Source organism: Streptomyces gardneri (assembly GCF_006539185.1).
Classification (GTDB): Bacteria; Actinomycetota; Actinomycetes; order Streptomycetales; family Streptomycetaceae; genus Streptomyces; species Streptomyces gardneri.
The window spans coordinates 131802-149867 of sequence record NZ_BJMN01000014.1 but is presented as its reverse complement, the minus strand read 5'-3'; the positions used below and the strand labels follow the sequence as shown (position 1 = coordinate 149867).

The 18066-nt window shown below is 71.4% G+C and carries 18 protein-coding genes and 2 riboswitches; of the genes, 6 read left to right on the top strand and 12 right to left on the bottom strand.

Annotation, left to right across the window (positions count from 1 at the left end):
* Positions 1-20: 20 nt before the first annotated feature.
* From SGA01_RS12645 to SGA01_RS12630, 4 genes are all read right to left on the bottom strand, one after another.
* A complete protein-coding gene (locus SGA01_RS12645) occupies positions 21-1058 on the bottom strand; it encodes an ABC transporter permease (protein WP_141296624.1) in 1038 nt (345 codons plus the stop codon).
* A gap of 362 nt (positions 1059-1420) precedes the next feature.
* Positions 1421-2212 carry an enhanced serine sensitivity protein SseB C-terminal domain-containing protein gene (locus tag SGA01_RS12640; RefSeq protein WP_079037403.1) on the bottom strand — a complete coding sequence of 264 codons (792 nt, stop codon included), beginning with the start codon at positions 2210-2212 and terminating at the stop codon, positions 1421-1423.
* 101 nt (positions 2213-2313) lie between these two features.
* Positions 2314-3054, bottom strand: coding sequence for an enhanced serine sensitivity protein SseB (locus tag SGA01_RS12635; RefSeq protein ID WP_141296623.1), 741 nt, complete (start codon positions 3052-3054; stop codon positions 2314-2316).
* Between the two features lie 151 nt (positions 3055-3205).
* Positions 3206-3886, bottom strand: a complete 681-nt coding sequence (locus SGA01_RS12630) for an AAA family ATPase (RefSeq protein WP_141296622.1) — start codon at positions 3884-3886, stop codon at positions 3206-3208.
* Positions 3887-4036: 150 nt separating this feature from the next.
* Positions 4037-4135, top strand: a riboswitch (glycine riboswitch).
* 1 nt (position 4136) lies between these two features.
* Positions 4137-4262, top strand: a riboswitch (glycine riboswitch).
* A gap of 59 nt (positions 4263-4321) precedes the next feature.
* On the opposite strand from SGA01_RS12630, the gene gcvT reads away from it, so the two are divergent.
* The 5 genes from gcvT to SGA01_RS12605 all read left to right on the top strand — a co-directional run bounded on the left by gcvT (position 4322) and on the right by SGA01_RS12605 (position 9496).
* A complete protein-coding gene (gcvT, locus tag SGA01_RS12625; protein WP_055641224.1) occupies positions 4322-5446 on the top strand; it encodes a glycine cleavage system aminomethyltransferase GcvT in 1125 nt (374 codons plus the stop codon).
* Positions 5447-5523: 77 nt separating this feature from the next.
* Positions 5524-5901: a glycine cleavage system protein GcvH gene (gene gcvH / locus SGA01_RS12620; RefSeq protein WP_141296621.1), complete on the top strand. Its 378-nt coding sequence runs from the start codon at positions 5524-5526 to the stop codon at positions 5899-5901.
* 31 nt (positions 5902-5932) lie between these two features.
* Positions 5933-7201, top strand: a complete 1269-nt coding sequence (gene glyA / locus SGA01_RS12615) for a serine hydroxymethyltransferase (RefSeq protein WP_141296620.1) — start codon at positions 5933-5935, stop codon at positions 7199-7201.
* Positions 7202-7361: 160 nt separating this feature from the next.
* Positions 7362-8732 (top strand): L-serine ammonia-lyase, encoded by a 1371-nt coding sequence (locus SGA01_RS12610; protein WP_141296619.1) that lies wholly within the window; start codon positions 7362-7364, stop codon positions 8730-8732.
* Between the two features lie 200 nt (positions 8733-8932).
* The gene (locus SGA01_RS12605; protein ID WP_141296618.1) at positions 8933-9496 is read left to right on the top strand and encodes a DUF7010 family protein; all 564 of its coding nucleotides are present in this window, start codon (positions 8933-8935) and stop codon (positions 9494-9496) included.
* Between the two features lie 13 nt (positions 9497-9509).
* On the opposite strand, the gene SGA01_RS12600 is transcribed toward SGA01_RS12605, so the two are convergent.
* Together SGA01_RS12600 and SGA01_RS12595 are read right to left on the bottom strand one after the other, a co-directional pair.
* The gene (locus tag SGA01_RS12600; protein ID WP_141296617.1) at positions 9510-10427 is read right to left on the bottom strand and encodes a CopD family protein; all 918 of its coding nucleotides are present in this window, start codon (positions 10425-10427) and stop codon (positions 9510-9512) included.
* Between the two features lie 71 nt (positions 10428-10498).
* Positions 10499-10714 carry an EF-hand domain-containing protein gene (locus SGA01_RS12595; protein WP_024756557.1) on the bottom strand — a complete coding sequence of 72 codons (216 nt, stop codon included), beginning with the start codon at positions 10712-10714 and terminating at the stop codon, positions 10499-10501.
* 74 nt (positions 10715-10788) lie between these two features.
* Here SGA01_RS12595 and SGA01_RS12590 point away from each other — a divergent pair, with 74 nt between their 5' ends.
* Positions 10789-11427, top strand: coding sequence for a GNAT family N-acetyltransferase (locus tag SGA01_RS12590; RefSeq protein WP_141296616.1), 639 nt, complete (start codon positions 10789-10791; stop codon positions 11425-11427).
* Between the two features lies 1 nt (position 11428).
* On the opposite strand, the gene SGA01_RS12585 is transcribed toward SGA01_RS12590, so the two are convergent.
* From SGA01_RS12585 to SGA01_RS12560, 6 genes are all read right to left on the bottom strand, one after another.
* Positions 11429-12613 (bottom strand): YncE family protein, encoded by a 1185-nt coding sequence (locus tag SGA01_RS12585; protein ID WP_141296615.1) that lies wholly within the window; start codon positions 12611-12613, stop codon positions 11429-11431.
* Positions 12613-13392, bottom strand: a complete 780-nt coding sequence (locus SGA01_RS12580) for a polysaccharide deacetylase family protein (RefSeq protein ID WP_141296613.1) — start codon at positions 13390-13392, stop codon at positions 12613-12615. Before SGA01_RS12580 ends, SGA01_RS12585 begins: the two co-directional genes overlap by 1 nt.
* A gap of 395 nt (positions 13393-13787) precedes the next feature.
* Positions 13788-14294, bottom strand: a complete 507-nt coding sequence (locus SGA01_RS12575; protein ID WP_141296611.1) for an ATP-binding protein — start codon at positions 14292-14294, stop codon at positions 13788-13790.
* A 70-nt stretch (positions 14295-14364) separates the two neighbouring features.
* Entirely contained in the window at positions 14365-15132 is a 768-nt protein-coding gene (locus tag SGA01_RS12570; RefSeq protein WP_024755207.1) for an enoyl-CoA hydratase/isomerase family protein, read from the bottom strand.
* A gap of 76 nt (positions 15133-15208) precedes the next feature.
* Positions 15209-16471: a L,D-transpeptidase gene (locus tag SGA01_RS12565; protein ID WP_141296609.1), complete on the bottom strand. Its 1263-nt coding sequence runs from the start codon at positions 16469-16471 to the stop codon at positions 15209-15211.
* Between the two features lie 202 nt (positions 16472-16673).
* Positions 16674-17891, bottom strand: coding sequence for a L,D-transpeptidase (locus SGA01_RS12560; RefSeq protein WP_371866023.1), 1218 nt, complete (start codon positions 17889-17891; stop codon positions 16674-16676).
* Positions 17892-18066: the final 175 nt, after the last annotated feature.

Genomic DNA, 18066 nt, shown 5'->3' with positions numbered 1-18066 from the left:
TGAATGTCGTCGGCGAGCGGTCAGCGGGAGCCCTTCGGGTCGAGCGCGTCACGCACGCCGTCGCCGAAGAGGTTGAACGCCAGGACGGTGATGAAGATCGCGAAGCCGGGGATCACCATGAAGATGGGGTCGGCCTCGTAGGTGGTGATGGCCGTCGACAGCATCTGGCCCCAGGAAGCGGTGGGCGGCTTGACGCCCGCGCCGAGGAAGCTGAGCGCCGCTTCGGTGAGGATGTTGGTGGGGATCATGAGCGTCGCGTAGACCATGATCGGGGCGATCAGGTTGGGCAGCAGCTCGCGGCGCAGGATGTAGAAGCGGCCGGCGCCCAGGCTCTGGGCGGCCTCGACGTACTCGCGGTTGCGCAGCGAGAGGGTCTGGCCGCGGACGATGCGGCCCACGTACGGCCAGCCGAAGAAGCCGATCACAAGCACCAGGGCGGCGATGCGGACGCCGGAGCCGTCGAGGCCGAGCAGCTCGTTGGGCAGCACCGAGACCAGGGCGATCGTGAAGAGCAGCTGCGGGAAGGCGAGCATGACGTCCATGACGCGGCTGAGGGCGGCGTCGATCCAGCCGCCGAAGTAGCCGGCGATGATGCCGAGGACGGTGCCGAGGACGACCGCGAAGACCGCCGCGAGGAAGGCGACGAGCAGCGAGATCCGGGCGCCGTAGACGATCCGGCTGAAGACGTCGCGGCCGTTCACCGGCTCGACGCCCAGGAGGAAGTCGGAGCTGATGCCGCCCCACGACCCGATCGGCGTGCCGAAGAGCGGGTCGATCTGGTCCTCGTGGAACTCGTCCGGCGGGTGGCCGAGCAGGCCGACGATGACCGGGGCGAGGATCGCGACCAGGATGAGGAAGACGACGACGAAGGCGCCGGCGAGGGCGAGTTTGTCGCGCTTCAGGCGGGTCCAGGCGATCTGCCAGGGCGAGCGGCCCTGGATCGCCTTGGCGGATGCGTCGGGGGTGCCGGAGTTGTCCGGAGTGCCGGGAGCGTCGGGCGCGCCGACGACGGTGGCGGTCGACTCGCCCGCACTCGTCTCGTGCAGTGGTGCCGTCATCGTGGTGAGGACCCCTCTCGGCCGCGGGTAGCCGGCCCTTGCCCGCCGCGGGTAGCGGCTCGGTGGAACAACCTGCTGGACACCGGCTCGAGAGGAGCCGAACGTCCTGTGTTCCGGGGAGTCTTCAATGCGTCCGCGATCACCCGCCAGCCCTGACGGGGAATGTTTGCTCAAACGTGATGCGGTGCTGCGACTTCCGTTATCCGGACGTCGTGATCACCTGAGCGGACCATCTCGGGTCCTCTTCACCGTAATCGGACATGTCGCCCAACTGGGCGTTCGAGGTGCGGTATTGGGGCGAACAACGGCCTCCGGAGAAGACTCCGGAGGCCGGTGGGGTGGGAGGCGAGAAGGGTGACGTCTCAGTATCCGGACGGGGCCGGCGGCGGGTAGCCGTATCCCGGCACGGCGGCGGATCCGCGTCCGGCGTGCGCCTCCCGGTCGTAGAAGGGGCGCGCGTGGGCGCTCAGCCAGAGGGCCACGGGGTCGTACGCGTCGGAGAGCGCGACCGTCGAGACGGGCAGCCCGTCGGGGACGGCGGAGATCGACTGGCGCATCATCGCGCGGACGGAGTCGACAGCGGCCGCGGAGGTGTCGTACAGGTCGAGCCCGACGGCGAGGTACGGGGAGCCGAGCGCGGGCTGCACCCAGCCGCGGCGCAGTGACCGGACGGCCGGGGTGCGGTGCGCGTTCTGCGTGAGCAGGGCGTAGAACTGCGGAATCTCCAGAGCGGGTTCGCTGACGCGCAGCGGCCCGGCGGGCATCCGGTCGAGACCGGTGGCGATGCGGCGCAGGTCCGCCCAGGGGATGCCGACGCCGCCGCCGGGAGCGTGCGGATTGAGCCAGATGCCCCAGCGGTCGGGGTAGAGGGCGCGGGCCATCTCGCGGCCGGTGACGAGCTCGTGGGCGCGGTTCCAGCCGGAGGCGGCGAGCTCCTGGGCGGAGGTGACGCAGGGCGCGTAGCCGAAGCCGTCGACCTCCATGTTCCCGTACTGGGCGTCGGGCGAGCCGGGCGAGCCCTGCCAGAGCAGCATCCAGACCTCGCCGTCGGCCAGGGCGTGCAGCAGCCTCTCGTACGCGTCGTAGCGTCCGGGTGCCACCTGGCGCAGCATGTGCTCGACCCCTCCGGTCGCAGCGGTGCTCGACGCGCTCACCCTGGGTCCCGCCCCTCTTCCGTTCACCACGTCCGTCCAGCCGCTGATTCGGTTCGGCTGAGATCTCGGTCCAGTTCAGTTCAGCTTAGACAGGGTGCCGCTCACCCGGCGGCGCGCTGGTAGAAGGGGCGTACCCGCTCCACCATCCAGTCGCCGACCGGATCCTGCGCCATGTCGAGCAGGATGAGGTTGACCGGCCAGGCGACCTCGACGCGGCCGAGGGCGCGGCCGAGGGCGTCCAGGGGTGCGTTGCGGTCGACGCCGTCCCAGGCGGCGAGCTGGACGCCGATGAAGAGGGCGGGTTCGGTGCCCTCGACGCTCGCGAGGGCGCGGCGGGCGGTGACGACGACTCCGGTGGCCTCGAACTCGGCGGAGGCGGCGGCGAGGAAGTCGACGGGGTCGTCCTGCCAGTCGGGCTCGAAGAGCCGGACGCGGCCGCCGCTGGCGGGGCCGTCGAGCGGGGTGCGGCCGACGCGGCAGAGCTCCGCGACGGCGGGCGGGGGCAGCGGGACGCCGACGGTGCCGCCGGGGTTCACGGCGATGCCGAGCTGCGGGGGCAGGCCGCGGGCGAAGTCGCGGGCGGGGGCGACGGTGTACGACATGTGGGTGCCGACACAGGCGACCAGCTGCTGCTCGGAGCTGAAGACGGGGACGAAGGCCGCGCCGTCGATCTCCATGGTGGCGAGGTCCAGGTCGGGGCTTTCGGGGCCGCCGCCGTTGGGCAGGGGCACCCAGACCGCGCTGCGGCCCAGCACCTCGACCAGTCGGCCCCCTGCGGCGGGGTTGCCGAGCGAGGCGGCCAGCACCTCTTCGAGCTCATTGCCCGGCCACGTCACGTCCACGGTCCCTCTTCCCCAGTCTCGCCGGCGCGCGCCCTCCCGCACTGCCCCGCAGCACCCTAACGCCGCCCTGACGCCGCCGTGGCCAAAAGCAGGGGGTACGAGTGAGGGACACCACTCACACCGCCCCTCACTCCGCCGCCCACGCGGCCTCTCACGCCGCCTCGCGGAAGCCGATCTTCCGCAGGGCGTCGGCGGCGTCCCGGTCGAGGAGGGTCGCCGAGGCGCAGCCGTGCGGCAGGCTGCCGGACTCGGCGGCCCGCAGGAGGCGGCCGACGGCTCGCCGGTGGCGGGCGAAGGCGTACGCGGAGACGCCGCGGCCCCGGGCGCGCTGGCCGTCGCGCGCGGTGTCCGGGGTCACGTCGAGCAGGACCAGGTGCAGGCCGCCGCCGCGGCGTCTCGCCTCGCGGGCGAGCCAGCCGCGCACCCAGGACTGGGTGCCGCAGTCGTGCACGATCACGCTCGCGCCGGAGCGCAGGGCGCGGCGCAGTCCTGCGTAGTGCGCGATCCGGACCAGGGGGCGGTAGAGCGCGTACGGCAGGAGGCGGGGCATGCGGGCCTCCCAGCGCTCGCGGGCGTCCTGGGAGTCGATCCCCCGGCCGTCGGCGGCGCGCTTCATGAGGGTGGACTTGCCGCTGCCGGGCAGCCCGGACACGACGACGAGGTCGCCGGCCGCGAAGGTGAGGGCGCGGGGGCCCCGGCCGCCGCGCTCGCGCAGGTCCCGCAGGATCCGGCCACGGCGGCCGGTCCCGGTCCGCGCCCTGGAGCGGGCCCGGGCGCGCTGGGGCGGTATGCCGGTGCTCGCCGCGTACGCGCCGGTGTGCTGGATCCTCATGTTGCTCCCCCTGCCGGGCCTCGGGAGACCCTTGCCCACAAAGTGTAAAGAAGCGGTAATGAGATACAAGTGATGTGCCGCGCGGAGCACGCGTGCAATGATGTGCGCGCCAGGCGCGCACAGTCGCCATACAACCGCATACCGGCCGCTCGAATCCGCGCGGGAGAGTTCCGGACCGTTCACGTGTCCGGACGCCGAAGGAGCAAGACCCTCCCTTGAATCTCTCAGGCCCCGTACCGCGTGGATGAGGCAGATCTGAAAAGCGGGACACCCTGCCGTGTCCCCACCCAAGGTGCAAGCCGATCTCTCCCAGCCGATTTTTCGGTGACGAGATGCTCTCGGTGAACCTCTCAGGTTCCATGACAGATGGGGAGGACGTCCTCGCCCGTCATGTGTTTCGTCACCGAACCGCCCTTGGGATCCGGGAGCCACCCCATGAGCACTGCCCCCCGTCTGACCGCCCTCGATGCGCTGCATCGTTCGCTGGGCGCGACCATGACCGACTTCGCGGGCTGGGACATGCCGCTGCGCTACGCCAGCGAGCGGGACGAGCACATCGCCGTCCGGACCAAGGCGGGCCTCTTCGACCTCTCCCACATGGGCGAGATCACCGTCACCGGTCCGCAGGCCGTCGAGCTCCTCGACCACGCCCTCGTCGGCAACATCTCCACGGTGGGCGTGGGCCGCGCCCGCTACACGATGATCTGCCAGGAGGACGGCGGCATCCTCGACGACCTGATCGTCTACCGCCTCGGCGAGACCGAGTACATGGTCGTCGCCAACGCCTCCAACGCGCAGATCGTCCTCGACGCGCTGACCGAGCGCGCGGCCGGCTTCGAGGCCGAGGTCCGCGACGACCGTGACGCGTACGCCCTGATCGCGGTCCAGGGTCCGGAGTCCCCCGGCATCCTGAAGTCGCTCACCGACGCCGACCTGGACGGGCTCAAGTACTACGCCGGCCTGCCCGGCACGGTCGCGGGCGTCCCCGCGCTGATCGCCCGTACCGGCTACACCGGCGAGGACGGCTTCGAGCTCTTCCTGAAGCCCGAGCACGCCGAGGGCGTCTGGAAGGCCCTGACCGAGGCGGGTGCCCCGGTCGGCCTCATCCCCTGCGGCCTGTCCTGCCGCGACACGCTCCGCCTGGAGGCGGGCATGCCGCTGTACGGCCACGAGCTGACGACCGCCCTCACCCCCTTCGACGCCGGTCTCGGCCGGGTCGTGAAGTTCGAGAAGACCACCAACGACGGCCGTTTCGTCGGCCGTGAGGCGCTCGAGAAGGCCGCCGAGCGCGCCGAGACCGCCCCGCCGCGCAAGCTCGTCGGCCTGGTCGCCGAGGGCCGCCGCGTCCCGCGTGCCGGCTTCTCCGTCGTCAAGGACGGCGTGGTCATCGGCGAGGTGACCTCGGGCGCCCCGTCCCCGACGCTCGGTAAGCCGATCGCGATCGCCTACGTGGACGCGGCGCACGCCGCGCCCGGCACCGAGGGTGTAGGTGTGGACATCCGCGGCACCCACGAGCCGTACGAGGTCGTGGCGCTGCCGTTCTACAAGCGCCAGAAGTGACGCAGTCGTCTCACCCCGGGTCTCATCCCGCGAGACCCACGTTCATCATTACTCCCCCGATCCAGGAGAATCAGGTCATGAGCAACCCCCAGCAGCTGCGCTACACCAAGGAGCACGAGTGGCTGTCGGCCGCCGAGGACGGCGTCGCGACGGTCGGCATCACGGAGTTCGCGGCCAACGCGCTCGGTGACGTCGTCTACGCCCAGCTTCCCGCCGTCGGCGACACCGTCGCCGCGGGCGAGACGTGTGGCGAGCTGGAGTCGACGAAGTCCGTGAGCGACCTGTACTCCCCCGTCTCGGGTGAGGTCGTCGCCGCCAACCAGGACGTGGTGGACGACCCGTCGCTGGTGAACACGGCTCCGTTCGAGGGTGGCTGGCTGTTCAAGGTACGCGTCGCGGGCGAGCCGGACGAGCTGCTCTCCGCCGACGAGTACACCGCGTTCTCCGCCGGCTGAGACCGGGCCCGAGACCCCTAGGGATCGATTCATGTCGCTTCTGAACACTCCCCTCCACGAGCTGGACCCCGACGTCGCCGCCGCCGTCGACGCCGAGCTCCTTCGTCAGCAGTCCACCCTCGAGATGATCGCGTCGGAGAACTTCGCTCCGGTCGCGGTCATGGAGGCCCAGGGCTCCGTCCTCACCAACAAGTACGCCGAGGGCTACCCGGGCCGCCGCTACTACGGCGGCTGCGAGCACGTCGACGTGGCCGAGCAGATCGCGATCGACCGGGTCAAGGACCTGTTCGGCGCCGAGTACGCCAACGTCCAGCCGCACTCCGGCGCCTCCGCGAACCAGGCCGCTCTCTTCGCGATCGCCCAGCCGGGCGACACGATCCTGGGTCTGGACCTGGCGCACGGCGGCCACCTCACCCACGGCATGCGCCTGAACTTCTCCGGCAAGCAGTTCAACGTGGTCGCGTACCACGTGGACGAGGCCGGTCTGGTCGACATGGCCGAGGTCGAGCGCCTCGCCAAGGAGCACCGCCCGAAGGTCATCATCGCGGGCTGGTCCGCCTACCCGCGTCAGCTGGACTTCGCGGAGTTCCGCCGGATCGCCGACGAGGTCGAGGCGTACCTGTGGGTCGACATGGCCCACTTCGCGGGTCTGGTCGCGGCCGGTCTGCACCCGAACCCGGTCCCGTACGCGGACGTGGTGACCTCCACCACGCACAAGACGCTCGGCGGCCCCCGCGGCGGCATCATCCTGGCGAAGAAGGAGTTCGCGAAGAAGCTGAACTCCTCGGTCTTCCCCGGTTTCCAGGGCGGCCCGCTGGAGCACGTGATCGCGGCCAAGGCCGTCTCCTTCAAGGTCGCGGCCTCGGAGGACTTCAAGGAGCGCCAGCAGCGCACCCTGGACGGCGCCCGCATCCTCGCCGAGCGTCTGGTCCAGGACGACGTCACCGCGCACGGTGTCTCGGTCCTGTCCGGCGGCACCGACGTGCACCTGGTCCTCGTCGACCTGCGCAACTCGGAGCTCGACGGCCAGCAGGCCGAGGACCGTCTCCACGAGGTCGGCATCACGGTCAACCGGAACGCCGTTCCGAACGACCCGCGTCCGCCGATGACCACCTCGGGTCTGCGCATCGGCACGCCGGCGCTCGCGACCCGCGGCTTCGGCACCGAGGACTTCACCGAGGTCGCCGACATCATCGCGGAGACCCTGAAGCCGGACTTCGACGCCGACAAGGCCGCTTCGCTCAAGGCCCGGGTGACGGCTCTCGCCGACAAGCACCCGCTCTACCCCGGCCTGAAGTAATTTCGTACCCTTTTGTTCTGCGGCCCGTCTGAGGCCGTTCGTACGAAAGCTCCGGGGCACCGCGCACACTGGACAGTGAGCGCGGTGCCCCGCCCCATGATCAACGTTTCTGCACCACCCCGGCAGACAACGGCGTCTAGCCCCCACAAGGAGTCCCCCCGTGGCCATCTCGGTCTTCGACCTGTTCTCGATCGGCATCGGCCCGTCCAGCTCCCACACGGTGGGCCCGATGCGCGCGGCCCGGATGTTCGCCCGCCGGCTCAAGAACGAGGGCCTGCTCGCCCACACGGCGACGATACGGGCGGAGCTGTACGGCTCGCTGGGCGCGACCGGCCACGGTCACGGCACCCCGAAGGCGGTGCTCCTCGGCCTGGAGGGCAGCTCGCCGCGCACGGTGAACGTCGAGACCGCGGACGAGGAGGTCGAGCGGATCAAGTCGAGCGGCCGGATCAACCTCCTCGGCGCGCACGAGATCCCCTTCGACTTCGACGCCGACCTGATCCTGCACCGCCGCAAGGCGCTCCCGTACCACGCCAACGGGATGACGATCTTCGCGTACGACGCCGAGGGCGCGCTCGTCCTGGAGAAGACGTACTACTCGGTCGGCGGCGGCTTCGTCGTCGACGAGGACGCGGTGGCCGGCGAGAACCCGATCGTCCCGGACGACACCGTCCTGAAGTACCCCTTCCGCACCGGTGACGAGCTGCTCCGCCTCGCCAAGGAGACCGGCCTCTCGATCTCCTCGATGATGCTGGAGAACGAGAAGGCCTGGCGCACCGAGGAGGAGATCCGCACCGGTCTCCTGGAGATCTGGCGGGTCATGCAGGCCTGCGTCTCGCGCGGCATGTCCCGCGAGGGCATCCTGCCGGGCGGCCTGAAGGTGCGCCGCCGCGCCGCGAACACGGCCCGCAAGCTGCGCTCCGAGGGCGACCCGGCGGCGCTCGCGATGGAGTGGATCACGCTCTACGCGATGGCCGTGAACGAGGAGAACGCGGCGGGCGGCCGGGTGGTCACCGCCCCGACGAACGGCGCGGCCGGCATCATCCCGGCGGTCCTGCACTACTACACGAACTTCGTGCCGGGCGCCGACGAGGACGGTGTGGTCCGGTTCCTCCTGGCGGCCGGCGCCGTCGGCATGCTCTTCAAGGAGAACGCCTCCATCTCCGGCGCCGAGGTCGGCTGCCAGGGCGAGGTCGGCTCGGCCTGCTCGATGGCGGCCGGCGCGCTCGCCGAGGTCCTCGGCGGCACCCCGGAGCAGGTGGAGAACGCGGCCGAGATCGGCATGGAGCACAACCTGGGCCTGACCTGCGACCCGGTCGGCGGCCTCGTGCAGATCCCGTGCATCGAGCGGAACGGCATGGCGGCGGTCAAGGCTGTCACGGCCGCGAAGATGGCGATGCGCGGCGACGGCAGCCACCTGGTCTCCCTCGACAAGGTCATCAAGACCATGAAGGAGACGGGCGCGGACATGAGCGTGAAGTACAAGGAGACCGCGCGCGGCGGTCTCGCGGTGAACATCATCGAGTGCTGAGCATCATCCGCGGCCACCGGTAGTGCCGCGGAACCACGTGTGTGTACGGCCGGCCCCGGGAGTCCCGGGGCCGGCCGTTTCCCGCTGTGCGACGGTTCGGCATGTCCCGCGGACAGAGCCGCACCATGGGTCCGGGTCGATGCGCGGGAAGATCGACGAAACCCGCAATCCCGTTCGACCGCCGCTGTAATGTCCGCGCCATGACCACAGAATCCATCGACGCCGAGTGTCTCGACCTCACCCGGAACCTGCGTCGCCGAGGCGCGATCGTCCTCGCCGTCTTCGGCCTCGTCTGGGCCCTCGCCGGCGGCTCGGGAGTGGCGGCGGCCGCGGTCTCGGTCGCCGTCGGCGTCGTCGCGGCGGCCGTGACGGCCGGCGCGGTCGTGGTCGCCTTCCGCGGCACCCGGGGCCCCGTGACCCGGACCGTGCGCCTGCCGGAGAAGTGGAACCGCGGGGTCGGCCTGGTCAACACCGCCGAGCTGGTGGCGATCTTCGCGGTGATCGCCGCGTCGAACGCCTCGGGCCACCCGGAGCTCATCCCGGTCGGGATCTGCCTCGTCGTCGGTCTGCACTTCTTCCCGCTGGCGCGCCTCTTCGACCAGCCGCAGTACCGGTGGACCGCGATCCTCCTGACGGCGCTCGCGCTGGTGGGGCTCGCCGTCCTCGCGGCCGGCGCCTCGGCGGAGACGATCCGTGCGGTGGTGGGTCTCGGCGCGGCCGCCGTGCTGTGGGGCTCGTCCTTCCACGTCGCCCTGCGCGGCTGATCCCCGAGGACCCTCAGGTCGCGATCCAGTGCGGGTCGGGCACCACCGTGAGGAGCGCCGAGACCACCACGACCACCGCCAGCGCGGCCACCTCGATCCGCGCCGGGGCCTCGGCGTCGCCGCCGGACAGCATCCGGCTCCTGGCCGCCAGGGCCAGCAGGCTCACCCCGCCGAACAGCAGCAGCTTGACCAGCAGGATCCGGCCGTACGCCGTGGTCAGGACCGCGTCCAGCGGCAGCCTGCGCAGGGTGGAGGCCGTGCCGGTGACCGCGAGGGCCGCGTAGACGACGGCGGCCATCCGGGCGTAGCGGAGGAGCACGTCACGGCCGCCGCGCCGCAGCCTCATCGTGCGCAGCACGTACAGGAGCGTGCCGAGCCAGAGCGAGGCGCCCGTGAGGTGGACGACGGTGAGCCCGATGCCGACGGCCGGGGTGTACGTCTCCGTGTGGGCGCGCAGCGCCTCGGCCACGACCGCGACGGCCAGCGGCACCACGGCGAGGGCCGGGCGCCGGGAGGCGGCGCACAGCGCGGCGAGGGCGAAGGCGTTGGCGGTGACGAGCAGGAGGCGGCCCTCCCGCAGCCCGTACACGACGGGGAGGCTCAGCCCGCTGACGGCGGCGAGGAGCAGCAGGAGTCCGGCGGAGGCGGCCGCGGCGAGCACGGCGGCGGGCACGGACAGGGAGCGGGGCCGGGGCCCTTCCCCGGCGAGGCGGTGTCCGGCGAGTTCGCCGACGTGGACGGCGAGGCCCGCGAGGACGAGGAAACGCAGCAGCGCGGTGGTGCCGGCGGCGGGTATCCGGAGCTCGCCGGTGCCCGCCTGGGCGAGGCCGGCGCCCAGCAGGGCGAGGCCGGTGACGGCGATGGCGGCGACCGCGGCGAGGATCGCCGCGGTCGGACGGCTCGGGGTACCGAAAGGTCCGGGAAGCGTCACCGGACGATCGTCACCGAGCCCCGGACGGGCGGCAACTCAAGGCTGGCGCCACCCGCCCGGGCGGGCGCGGGTCAGGCCTTGCTGTAGTGCGCCCAGAACTCGTCCCAGGACAGCACGCCGTCACCGTTGTCGTCGCGCTGCTTGATGAGCACCTCGGCGACCGACTCGGTGACGTTGAAGTCGCCGTGCTGCGCCATGAGGCTCTTGTACTCCGCGGCGGTGATGAAACCGTCCCCGTCGGCGTCGAACTTGTTGAATGCCGTGCGTGCCGCGTCGATGTCCGCCACTGCTTCCGCCCCTTCTTGGTGCTTCACTGACGGTGGTCAGATTAGCGGGCCCGCCCCTGCCGGATGATGGCGGTATGAGCAGCGAGGTGGCACGGATACTGGCGGCGGCGGCACACGGGGAGTTCCCGCCCCCGGACGGGTCGACGACGGTGGTGCCGCAGCCGAACCCGCGGGACGCGGGCGTGCTCGCCTTCACCGCCCATTCGGTGGTGTTCACGGACGCCGATCCGGAGTGGATACGGGCGGAGCTCGCGGCCACGCCGAGCGACCCGCTCGCGGCGACCATGCACCCGGGCTTCCTCGCCGCCCTGATGGCCCGCACCGGCCGGGGCATGAACACGATCGACCTGCTCACGGTGGCCGACGCCCTGCCGGGCCCTCCCCCGCTGGGGCTCCGCGAGCTCGACGACCCGTCCCACCCCCGGGTCGCGCGGGCGCTGAAGTTCCGCGACGAGGTACGGGTGTGGGCGGCGGACGGCGGGGTGCTGATCCTGGGCCGGGGCGTCGCGGGCCGCTGGGAGGCGGCGATCGAGGTCGACGAGGGCGTACGCCACCGGGGCCTCGGGCGCGCGCTGGCGACGGCGGCCCGGCATCTCGCCCCGGGCCCGGTGGTGTGGGCCCAGCAGTCGCCGGGCAACGCCCGCAGCGTGCGCGTCTTCCAGGCGGCGGGCTTCCGTCCGGTGGCCTCGGAGGCACTGCTCGTGGCCCACTGACCTACCGGAAGATGCCCGTGTGGCCGAGGGAGTAGCGGCCGGGCTGGGGGTAGACGGCGAGGCCGTGGGGGCCGCCGCCGACGGGGATGCGGGCGAGCTGCTCGCCGCTCGTCGTGTCGATGGCGTAGACCTCGGAGTCGTAACGCCCGGACAGCCACAGGACCTTGCCGTCGGCGGAGACGCCGCCCATGTCGGGGGAGCCGCCGTCCGGGAGCCGCCACTTCTTGGTGAGCTTGTTCTTCCCGAAGTCGAAGACGGAGACCGAGCCCTCGCCGCGGTTGGGGATGTACATCTCGCGGGAGTCCCTGCTGACGTAGAGCCCGTGGGCGCCCTTGCCGGTGGGCATCAGGGTCGGGGTGGTGAACTTCTCGCCGTCGAGGACCCACATGCCGTGGGCCATCATGTCGGCGACGTAGAACGTCTTGCCGTCCGGGGAGATCTTGACGTCCTGGGGCATGGCGCCCTCGAAGGGCAGCTTCTGCTGGCCGATCACCTCCATCTTCTCGGTGTCGACCTTGAGGAGTTCGCCGGAGAACTCGCAGGAGACGACGAAGTAGCGTCCGTCGGCGGAGAAGTCGGCGTGGTTGACGCCGTAGCAGCTCACCGGGACGGTCTTCTTCCGTTCCATGGTGTGCGGGTCGCGGAAGACGAGTTCGCGGTCGAGGGAGGCCATGACGATCGCGTACTTGCCGTTGGGCGTGAAGTAGAGGTTGTACGGGTCGTGGACCTCGACCGGCTTGCCCGCGACACCGGTGGCGGGGTCGATGGGGGTGAGGGTGTGGCCCCGGTTGTTGTTGACCCAGAGGGTCTTCATGTCCCAGGAGGGCACGACGTGCTGGGGCTGGTTGCCGACGGGGATCGTCTCGACGACCTGGTAGGTCGTCGGGTCGATGACCGAGACGGTGTTGGAGTTGGTGTTGGGGACGTAGATCCGGGAGGGGAAGTTCCTGACGACCGGGGAGAGCTTGTTCGGCCGGTCGGCGGCGTAGACGTCGTTCGGGTCGAGGAGCGGCGGCATGCCGGGGAGCCCGGCGGGGGCCTCGGCCGGCTTGGGTACGGCGGGGGCGGCGGCCTTCTTGACCCCGGTGGCGCCGTTCTCTTCCCGGTTCGCGCCGCCGCAGCCCGCGAGGGTGACGAGGAGGGCCGCGGCGAGGAGGGCCCCGCTGCGCGCGGTGAGGTGTGCCATCAGGTCAGCAGCTCCGTGGTGGTGACCGCGCGCAGTCCGCGGCGGTCGAGGTCGGCGAGGAGGAGGGGCAGCGCGGCGGCGGTGTCCGGGTAGCCGAAGTGCAGGCTGACGACCGAGCCGGGCCGGAGGGGTCCGGTGATGTTGCGGACGATCGCGTCGGCGCCGGGCGAGGTGAAGTCGAGGGAGTCGACGTCGTACGAGAGGGTGTGCGGGTATCCGGCGCGGTGGGCGGCGCGCAGGACGGCGGGGGTGGCGTGCCGGGCCCTGGAGGGCCGGAACCAGGTGCCGACGGAGCCGGTGAGGCGGCGCAGGCGGGTGGCGCAGGCCTCGATCTCCGCGTGGGCCTCCGTCTCGGTCATGGTGTTGATGTCGGTGTGGTGCTGGGTGTGGTTGCCGAGGTCGTGGCCGCCGTCGAGGATGCGGCGGGCCATGCCGGGGTGTTCGTCGAGCCAGGTGCCGACGGCGAGGACGGTGACGCGGGCGCCGGCCTTCTCCGCCTGGCCGAGGAGGGTGCGGGCGAGGGCGGGGTCGCCCTGGCCGTGGAAGGTGAGGGCGACCCGGGGCCGGTCGCGGGGGCCGTGGTCGATCTCGGCGGGCCGGCCGGGGAAGCGGAGCGGGGCGGGGGCGGCGGCCGGGGCGGCGGCGGGCTCCGTGCCCTGCGCGGCTCCGGGGCGGCGGGAGGCGGGGCTGGGCTCCGTGCCGCAGGCGGTGGCGAGGGCTCCCGCGAGGGCGGCGGTCACGCCCGCCCGGAGGGCGCCACGGCGGTCGGTCGGCTTCACGCGACCAGTAAAGATGGATGTCGACCGAATCGTGATGATTAGGCCGATTCAGGACGTTTGCGGGGCGCGCCGGGGCGTCCAGCATGCGGACCAGCCGGGGAAACAATCGATGAACCGCATAGCCATTCAATGTTTGCAAGGCGAGTGCGACAGATCACCAATGATTCATAGAAGATCAATCCCCATTTGACCGTTTTTATCCCGGTAAGGACTTTTGGCTACGCGGCCGCCTGTCTGTCATAGTCGGAGACACGACCCCCATTGACCCGGGCCAGGTCGACATAGCAGCCGTGGATACACCCCCCCGTCCACGGCGCATCACACGAGAGCCCCCAGGCGCCCCACTACGGCGGACGGGGGCTTTCGTGTATCCGGGGCACGGGCACCGGCGGCCTTCAGGCGCGGTCGGCGACCCGCATCTCGAACCAGGTCGTCTTGCCGCGCGGCGCGAGGTCCACGCCCCAGCGGTCGGAGAGCTTGTCGACGAGCATGAGCCCCCGGCCGCTGATGTCGAGCTCCCCCACGGGCATCAGACACGGCAGCCCGCGCGAGGGGTCGCGGACCTCGATCCGGATCCAGCCGCGCCGCCGGTGCATCCGCAGCGCGAAGGACCGGGCGCCGGTGTGCCGGACGGCGTTGCCGACGAGCTCCGAGACGAGCAGCACCGCGTGCTCGGCGATCTGCGGGCCCAGCCCCCACTGGCGCAGGACCACGCTCTGGGTGAGCCGGCGGGCCACCCACGCGGACTCGGGACGGGACGGCAGCCGCACGTCCTCCTCGGCCGGGTTGCCGTACAACTCCAGTACGTCGGGGACCTGTTCGTCATCCACGGCCGGTGACCACCGTGCGGCGGCGGCGCTGCCGCGCTGCCATGGTTGCTCCGTACCCTCCAGGCCCGCCATGCCCCCATCATGGCCGCACGGAGCCGTCCGCGGGGGCCGTTCCGGCGGAATCGGCCCCCGCGGGGACGGCTCAGGCGAACTTCGCCTTGCCCGGGCCCTCCTCGACGAAGCTGCGCATCCCGTTCTCACGGTCCGCGGTGGCGAACAGCCCGGCGAACCAGGTGCGTTCGATGGCGAGACCGGTGTCGATGTCGGCCTCCAGACCCTGGTCGACGGCCTCCTTCGCGGCGCGCAGGGCGACCGCAGGACCCTGGGCCAGCTTCGCGGCCCAGGCGTGCGCCTGCTCGTACACCTCGGCGGCCGGGACGACCCGGTCGACCAGGCCGAGGGTGAGGGCCTCGTCCGCCTTCACCATGCGGCCGGTGAAGATGAGGTCCTTGGCGCGGGAGGGGCCGATCAGCCGGGAGAGCCGCTGGGTGCCGCCGGCGCCGGGGATCAGGCCGAGCAGGATCTCCGGCTGGCCCAGCTTCGCGTTGTCGGCGGCGATCCGGTAGTCGGCGCAGAGCGCGAGCTCGCAGCCGCCCCCGAGGGCGTAGCCGGTGACGGCGGCGACGACGGGCTTGGGGATGCGGGCGATCGCCGTGAAGGAGTCCTGGAGGGCGCGCGAGCGCTTGACCATGGCCACGTGGTCCATGACCTGCATCTCCTTGATGTCCGCGCCGGCCGCGAACACCTTCTCGCCGCCGTAGAGGATCACGGCCCGCACGTCGTCGCGGTCGGTCGCCTCCTGGGCCAGCTCGCGCAGCCGGTCCTGGGTGGCGATGTCGAGGGCGTTCATCGGGGGGCGGTCGAGGCGGATCGTGCCGACGCCGTCGGCGACTTCGAGGTTCACAGTCATGGAGCGAAGGTTAGTCGGCGTTAACGCCGAGGGGCCCGGTGCTGTTGCTCACAGCACCGGGCCCCTCGAAAACGACTTACTTGGTCCACTCCGACCACGGCATGTTCCAGCCGTTGAGGCCGTTCTCCGGCTGGATCTGCTTGTCCTTGGAGTTCTTGACCACGATCACGTCACCGATGATCGAGCGCTCGTAGAACCAGGCGGCCGGGGTCGAGCTGTCGCCCGCGCCGCGCGTGTCCGACAGGCCGACGCAGCCGTGGCTGACGTTGGAGGATCCGAAGGTGCTCTTCGGGGCCCAGTAGTTGCCGTGCACGAAGGTGCCCGAGGTGGAGAGCCGCATCGCGTGCGGGACGTCCTTGATGTCGTACTCGCCGCCGAAGCCGACCGTGGCCCCGTTCATCCGGGTCACCTTGTACTTCTCGCTGATGACCATCTGACCGTTGTACGTGGTCGTCGACGGGGCGCCCGCGGTGATCGGCAGCGTCTTGATGATCGAGCCGTCCCGCTCGATCTTCATCGTCTTGGCGCTCGCGTCGACGGTGGAGACCTGACGACGGCCGATGGTGAAGGTGATCGTCTTCTTCTGCTTGCCGTAGACGCCCGGGCGGCCCTCGACGCCGTCCAGGTTGAGGTCGACGGTGACCTTGGTGCCCGCGGCCCAGTACTCCTCCGGGCGGAAGTCGAGGCGGTCGTTGCCGAACCAGTGCCCCTCGATCTCCACGGCCGGCTCGGCCGTCACCTTGATGGCCTTCTCGACGGCGTCCGGGTCGGTGATGCCCCGGGTGAAGTTGATGGAGACCGGCATGCCGACGCCGACGGTCGAACCGTCCTCCGGCGTGTAGTGGCCGATGAAGGTGTTCTTCGGGACCAAGGTGGTGAAGGTGGTGTCCTTCGCCGACTCGCGGCCCTCGGCGTCCTTCGCGACGGCGTGGACCTTGTACTGGGTCCCCGCGGACAGGTGGGCGGTGGGCGACCAGCTGGCGCCGTCCGCCGCGATCTTGCCCTCGACGGCGGCGCCCTTGGAGTCGGCGACCGTGACCGTGGACAGCTTGCCCTGCTCGGCGGTGACCTTGAGGGCCCCGCTGGTGGCGACCGAGTCGGCGCCGTCCTTCGGAAGGATCGTCACGACCGCCTGGGAGGCGGCGTTCTCCGGCTTGCCGCTCCCCTGCGACGCCGGATCCTGACCCCCCTTGGCACCGCCGGTCTCACCGCCGCCGCAGGCGGTGAGGACGAGGAGCAGAGCCCCCGCGGCCAGCGCCTGCAGACGGACGCCCCCGCGTCGTCGGCCGCGCCGGCCCGTAGCTCCTACCGATGCCCCCGATATCGGCTGCCCGTTCACTGTGGTCTTCTCCCCTCGCACGGCCTGGCATTGCCACGGCCCCACCCCCGTGCACATCCGCTCGCGCACACGGCGCTAGATAATCACACCGCAGGACACGAAAGATCCTCGCGAATGTCACCGTTCCGTCCCGATCGGCGTGCTAAGGCGACAGAAAGACGGCCTGGTGGCGAAAGGGGCGCGAGAGGAACGCGAGGGGGTCTCACTTCAGCGCCGAACCGGCCTTCCACTGGACCCAGTCCATGTTCCAGCCGCCGAGCCCGTTGTCGGGCGCGACCTTCCGGTCCTGCGAGTTGACCACCTCCACCACGTCGCCGATGAGCGTGCGGTCGAAGAACCACCCCGCCGGGGAGTCCGCGCTGCCGCCCTTCTCGTCCCGCAGCCCCACACAGCCGTGGCTGACGTTGGCCGAGCCGAAGGTGTCGGGCGAGGCCCAGTAGTTGCCGTGCAGGAAGGTCCCCGACTCGGTGAGCCGCATCGCGTGCGGGACGTCCTTGATGTCGTACTCGCCGCCGAAACCGACCGTCCGCCCGTCCATCCGTGTCACGTCGTACAGCTCCGTGACGACCATCTTCCCGTTGTACGTGGTGGTCTTCGGCGCGCCCGCGGTGATCGGCACCGTGGTCAGCACCTTGCCGTCCCTGCGGACCTCCATGGTGTGCGCGGCGGCGTCGACGAGGGAGACCTGGGAGCGGCCGACGGTGAAGCCGACCTTCTTGCGCTGGATGCCGTACACACCGGGCGCCCCCTCGACGTCGCGGAGCGCGAGCTCGACGGTGACCTTCGTGCCCGGCCGCCAGTACGCGGCGGGGCGGAAGTCGAGCCGCTCCTTGCCGAACCAGTGGCCGACGACCTCGACCGGCGGGTCCGAGGTGATGCGGACGGCGCGCTCGACGTCGTCGCGGTTCTCGATGGGCCGGTTGAAGGAGAAGGAGACGATCATTCCGGTGCCGACAGTGGAACGGTTCTCCGGCTTGAAGTAGCCGATGAACCGGCTCTCCGGCACCACGGTCGTGAAGGTGGTGTGCCGGGCCGACCGGCGGCCGTGGGCGTCGAGCGCGACGGCGTCCACGCTGTACTTGGCGGCCAGCGCGAGCCGGGCGTCGGCCCGGGGCCGCCAGCGCAGCCCGTCCGCCGAGATCTCGCCGACGACCCGGGTCCGCTGGGCGTCCTCGACCTGGACGACCGTCACCCGTTCGAGCCGCCCGCTGTCCACCCGTACCTCGACGGGGCCCTCGGCCGGCACCCCCCGGCTGCCGTCCTCCGGACTCACCCGGATGACGTCTCCGGGGGCCCGCGCCTTGCCCGGCAGGGAGATGTCGATGCCCCCTTCGCCGTCCGTTCCGGTGCAGCCCGCGAGGCCCGCCATCAGTCCCGCCACCACGAGGGCGTACCTCGCCCGCTTCCATACACGATTCACGCTCGGCCCAACGACAGCCCCCCTCCAGGGGAAACGTGCGTGCGGGCCATGTTGGGAGCACGGCCGTGCGGGCAGAACAGGGAGGACGACGGGAAAGAACGACGCGCGGGAGCGGTGGCCGGGACGCCGCCGCTCCCCCGGGTGCGGGCCCCACGAGCCCCACGAGCCGCGGGAG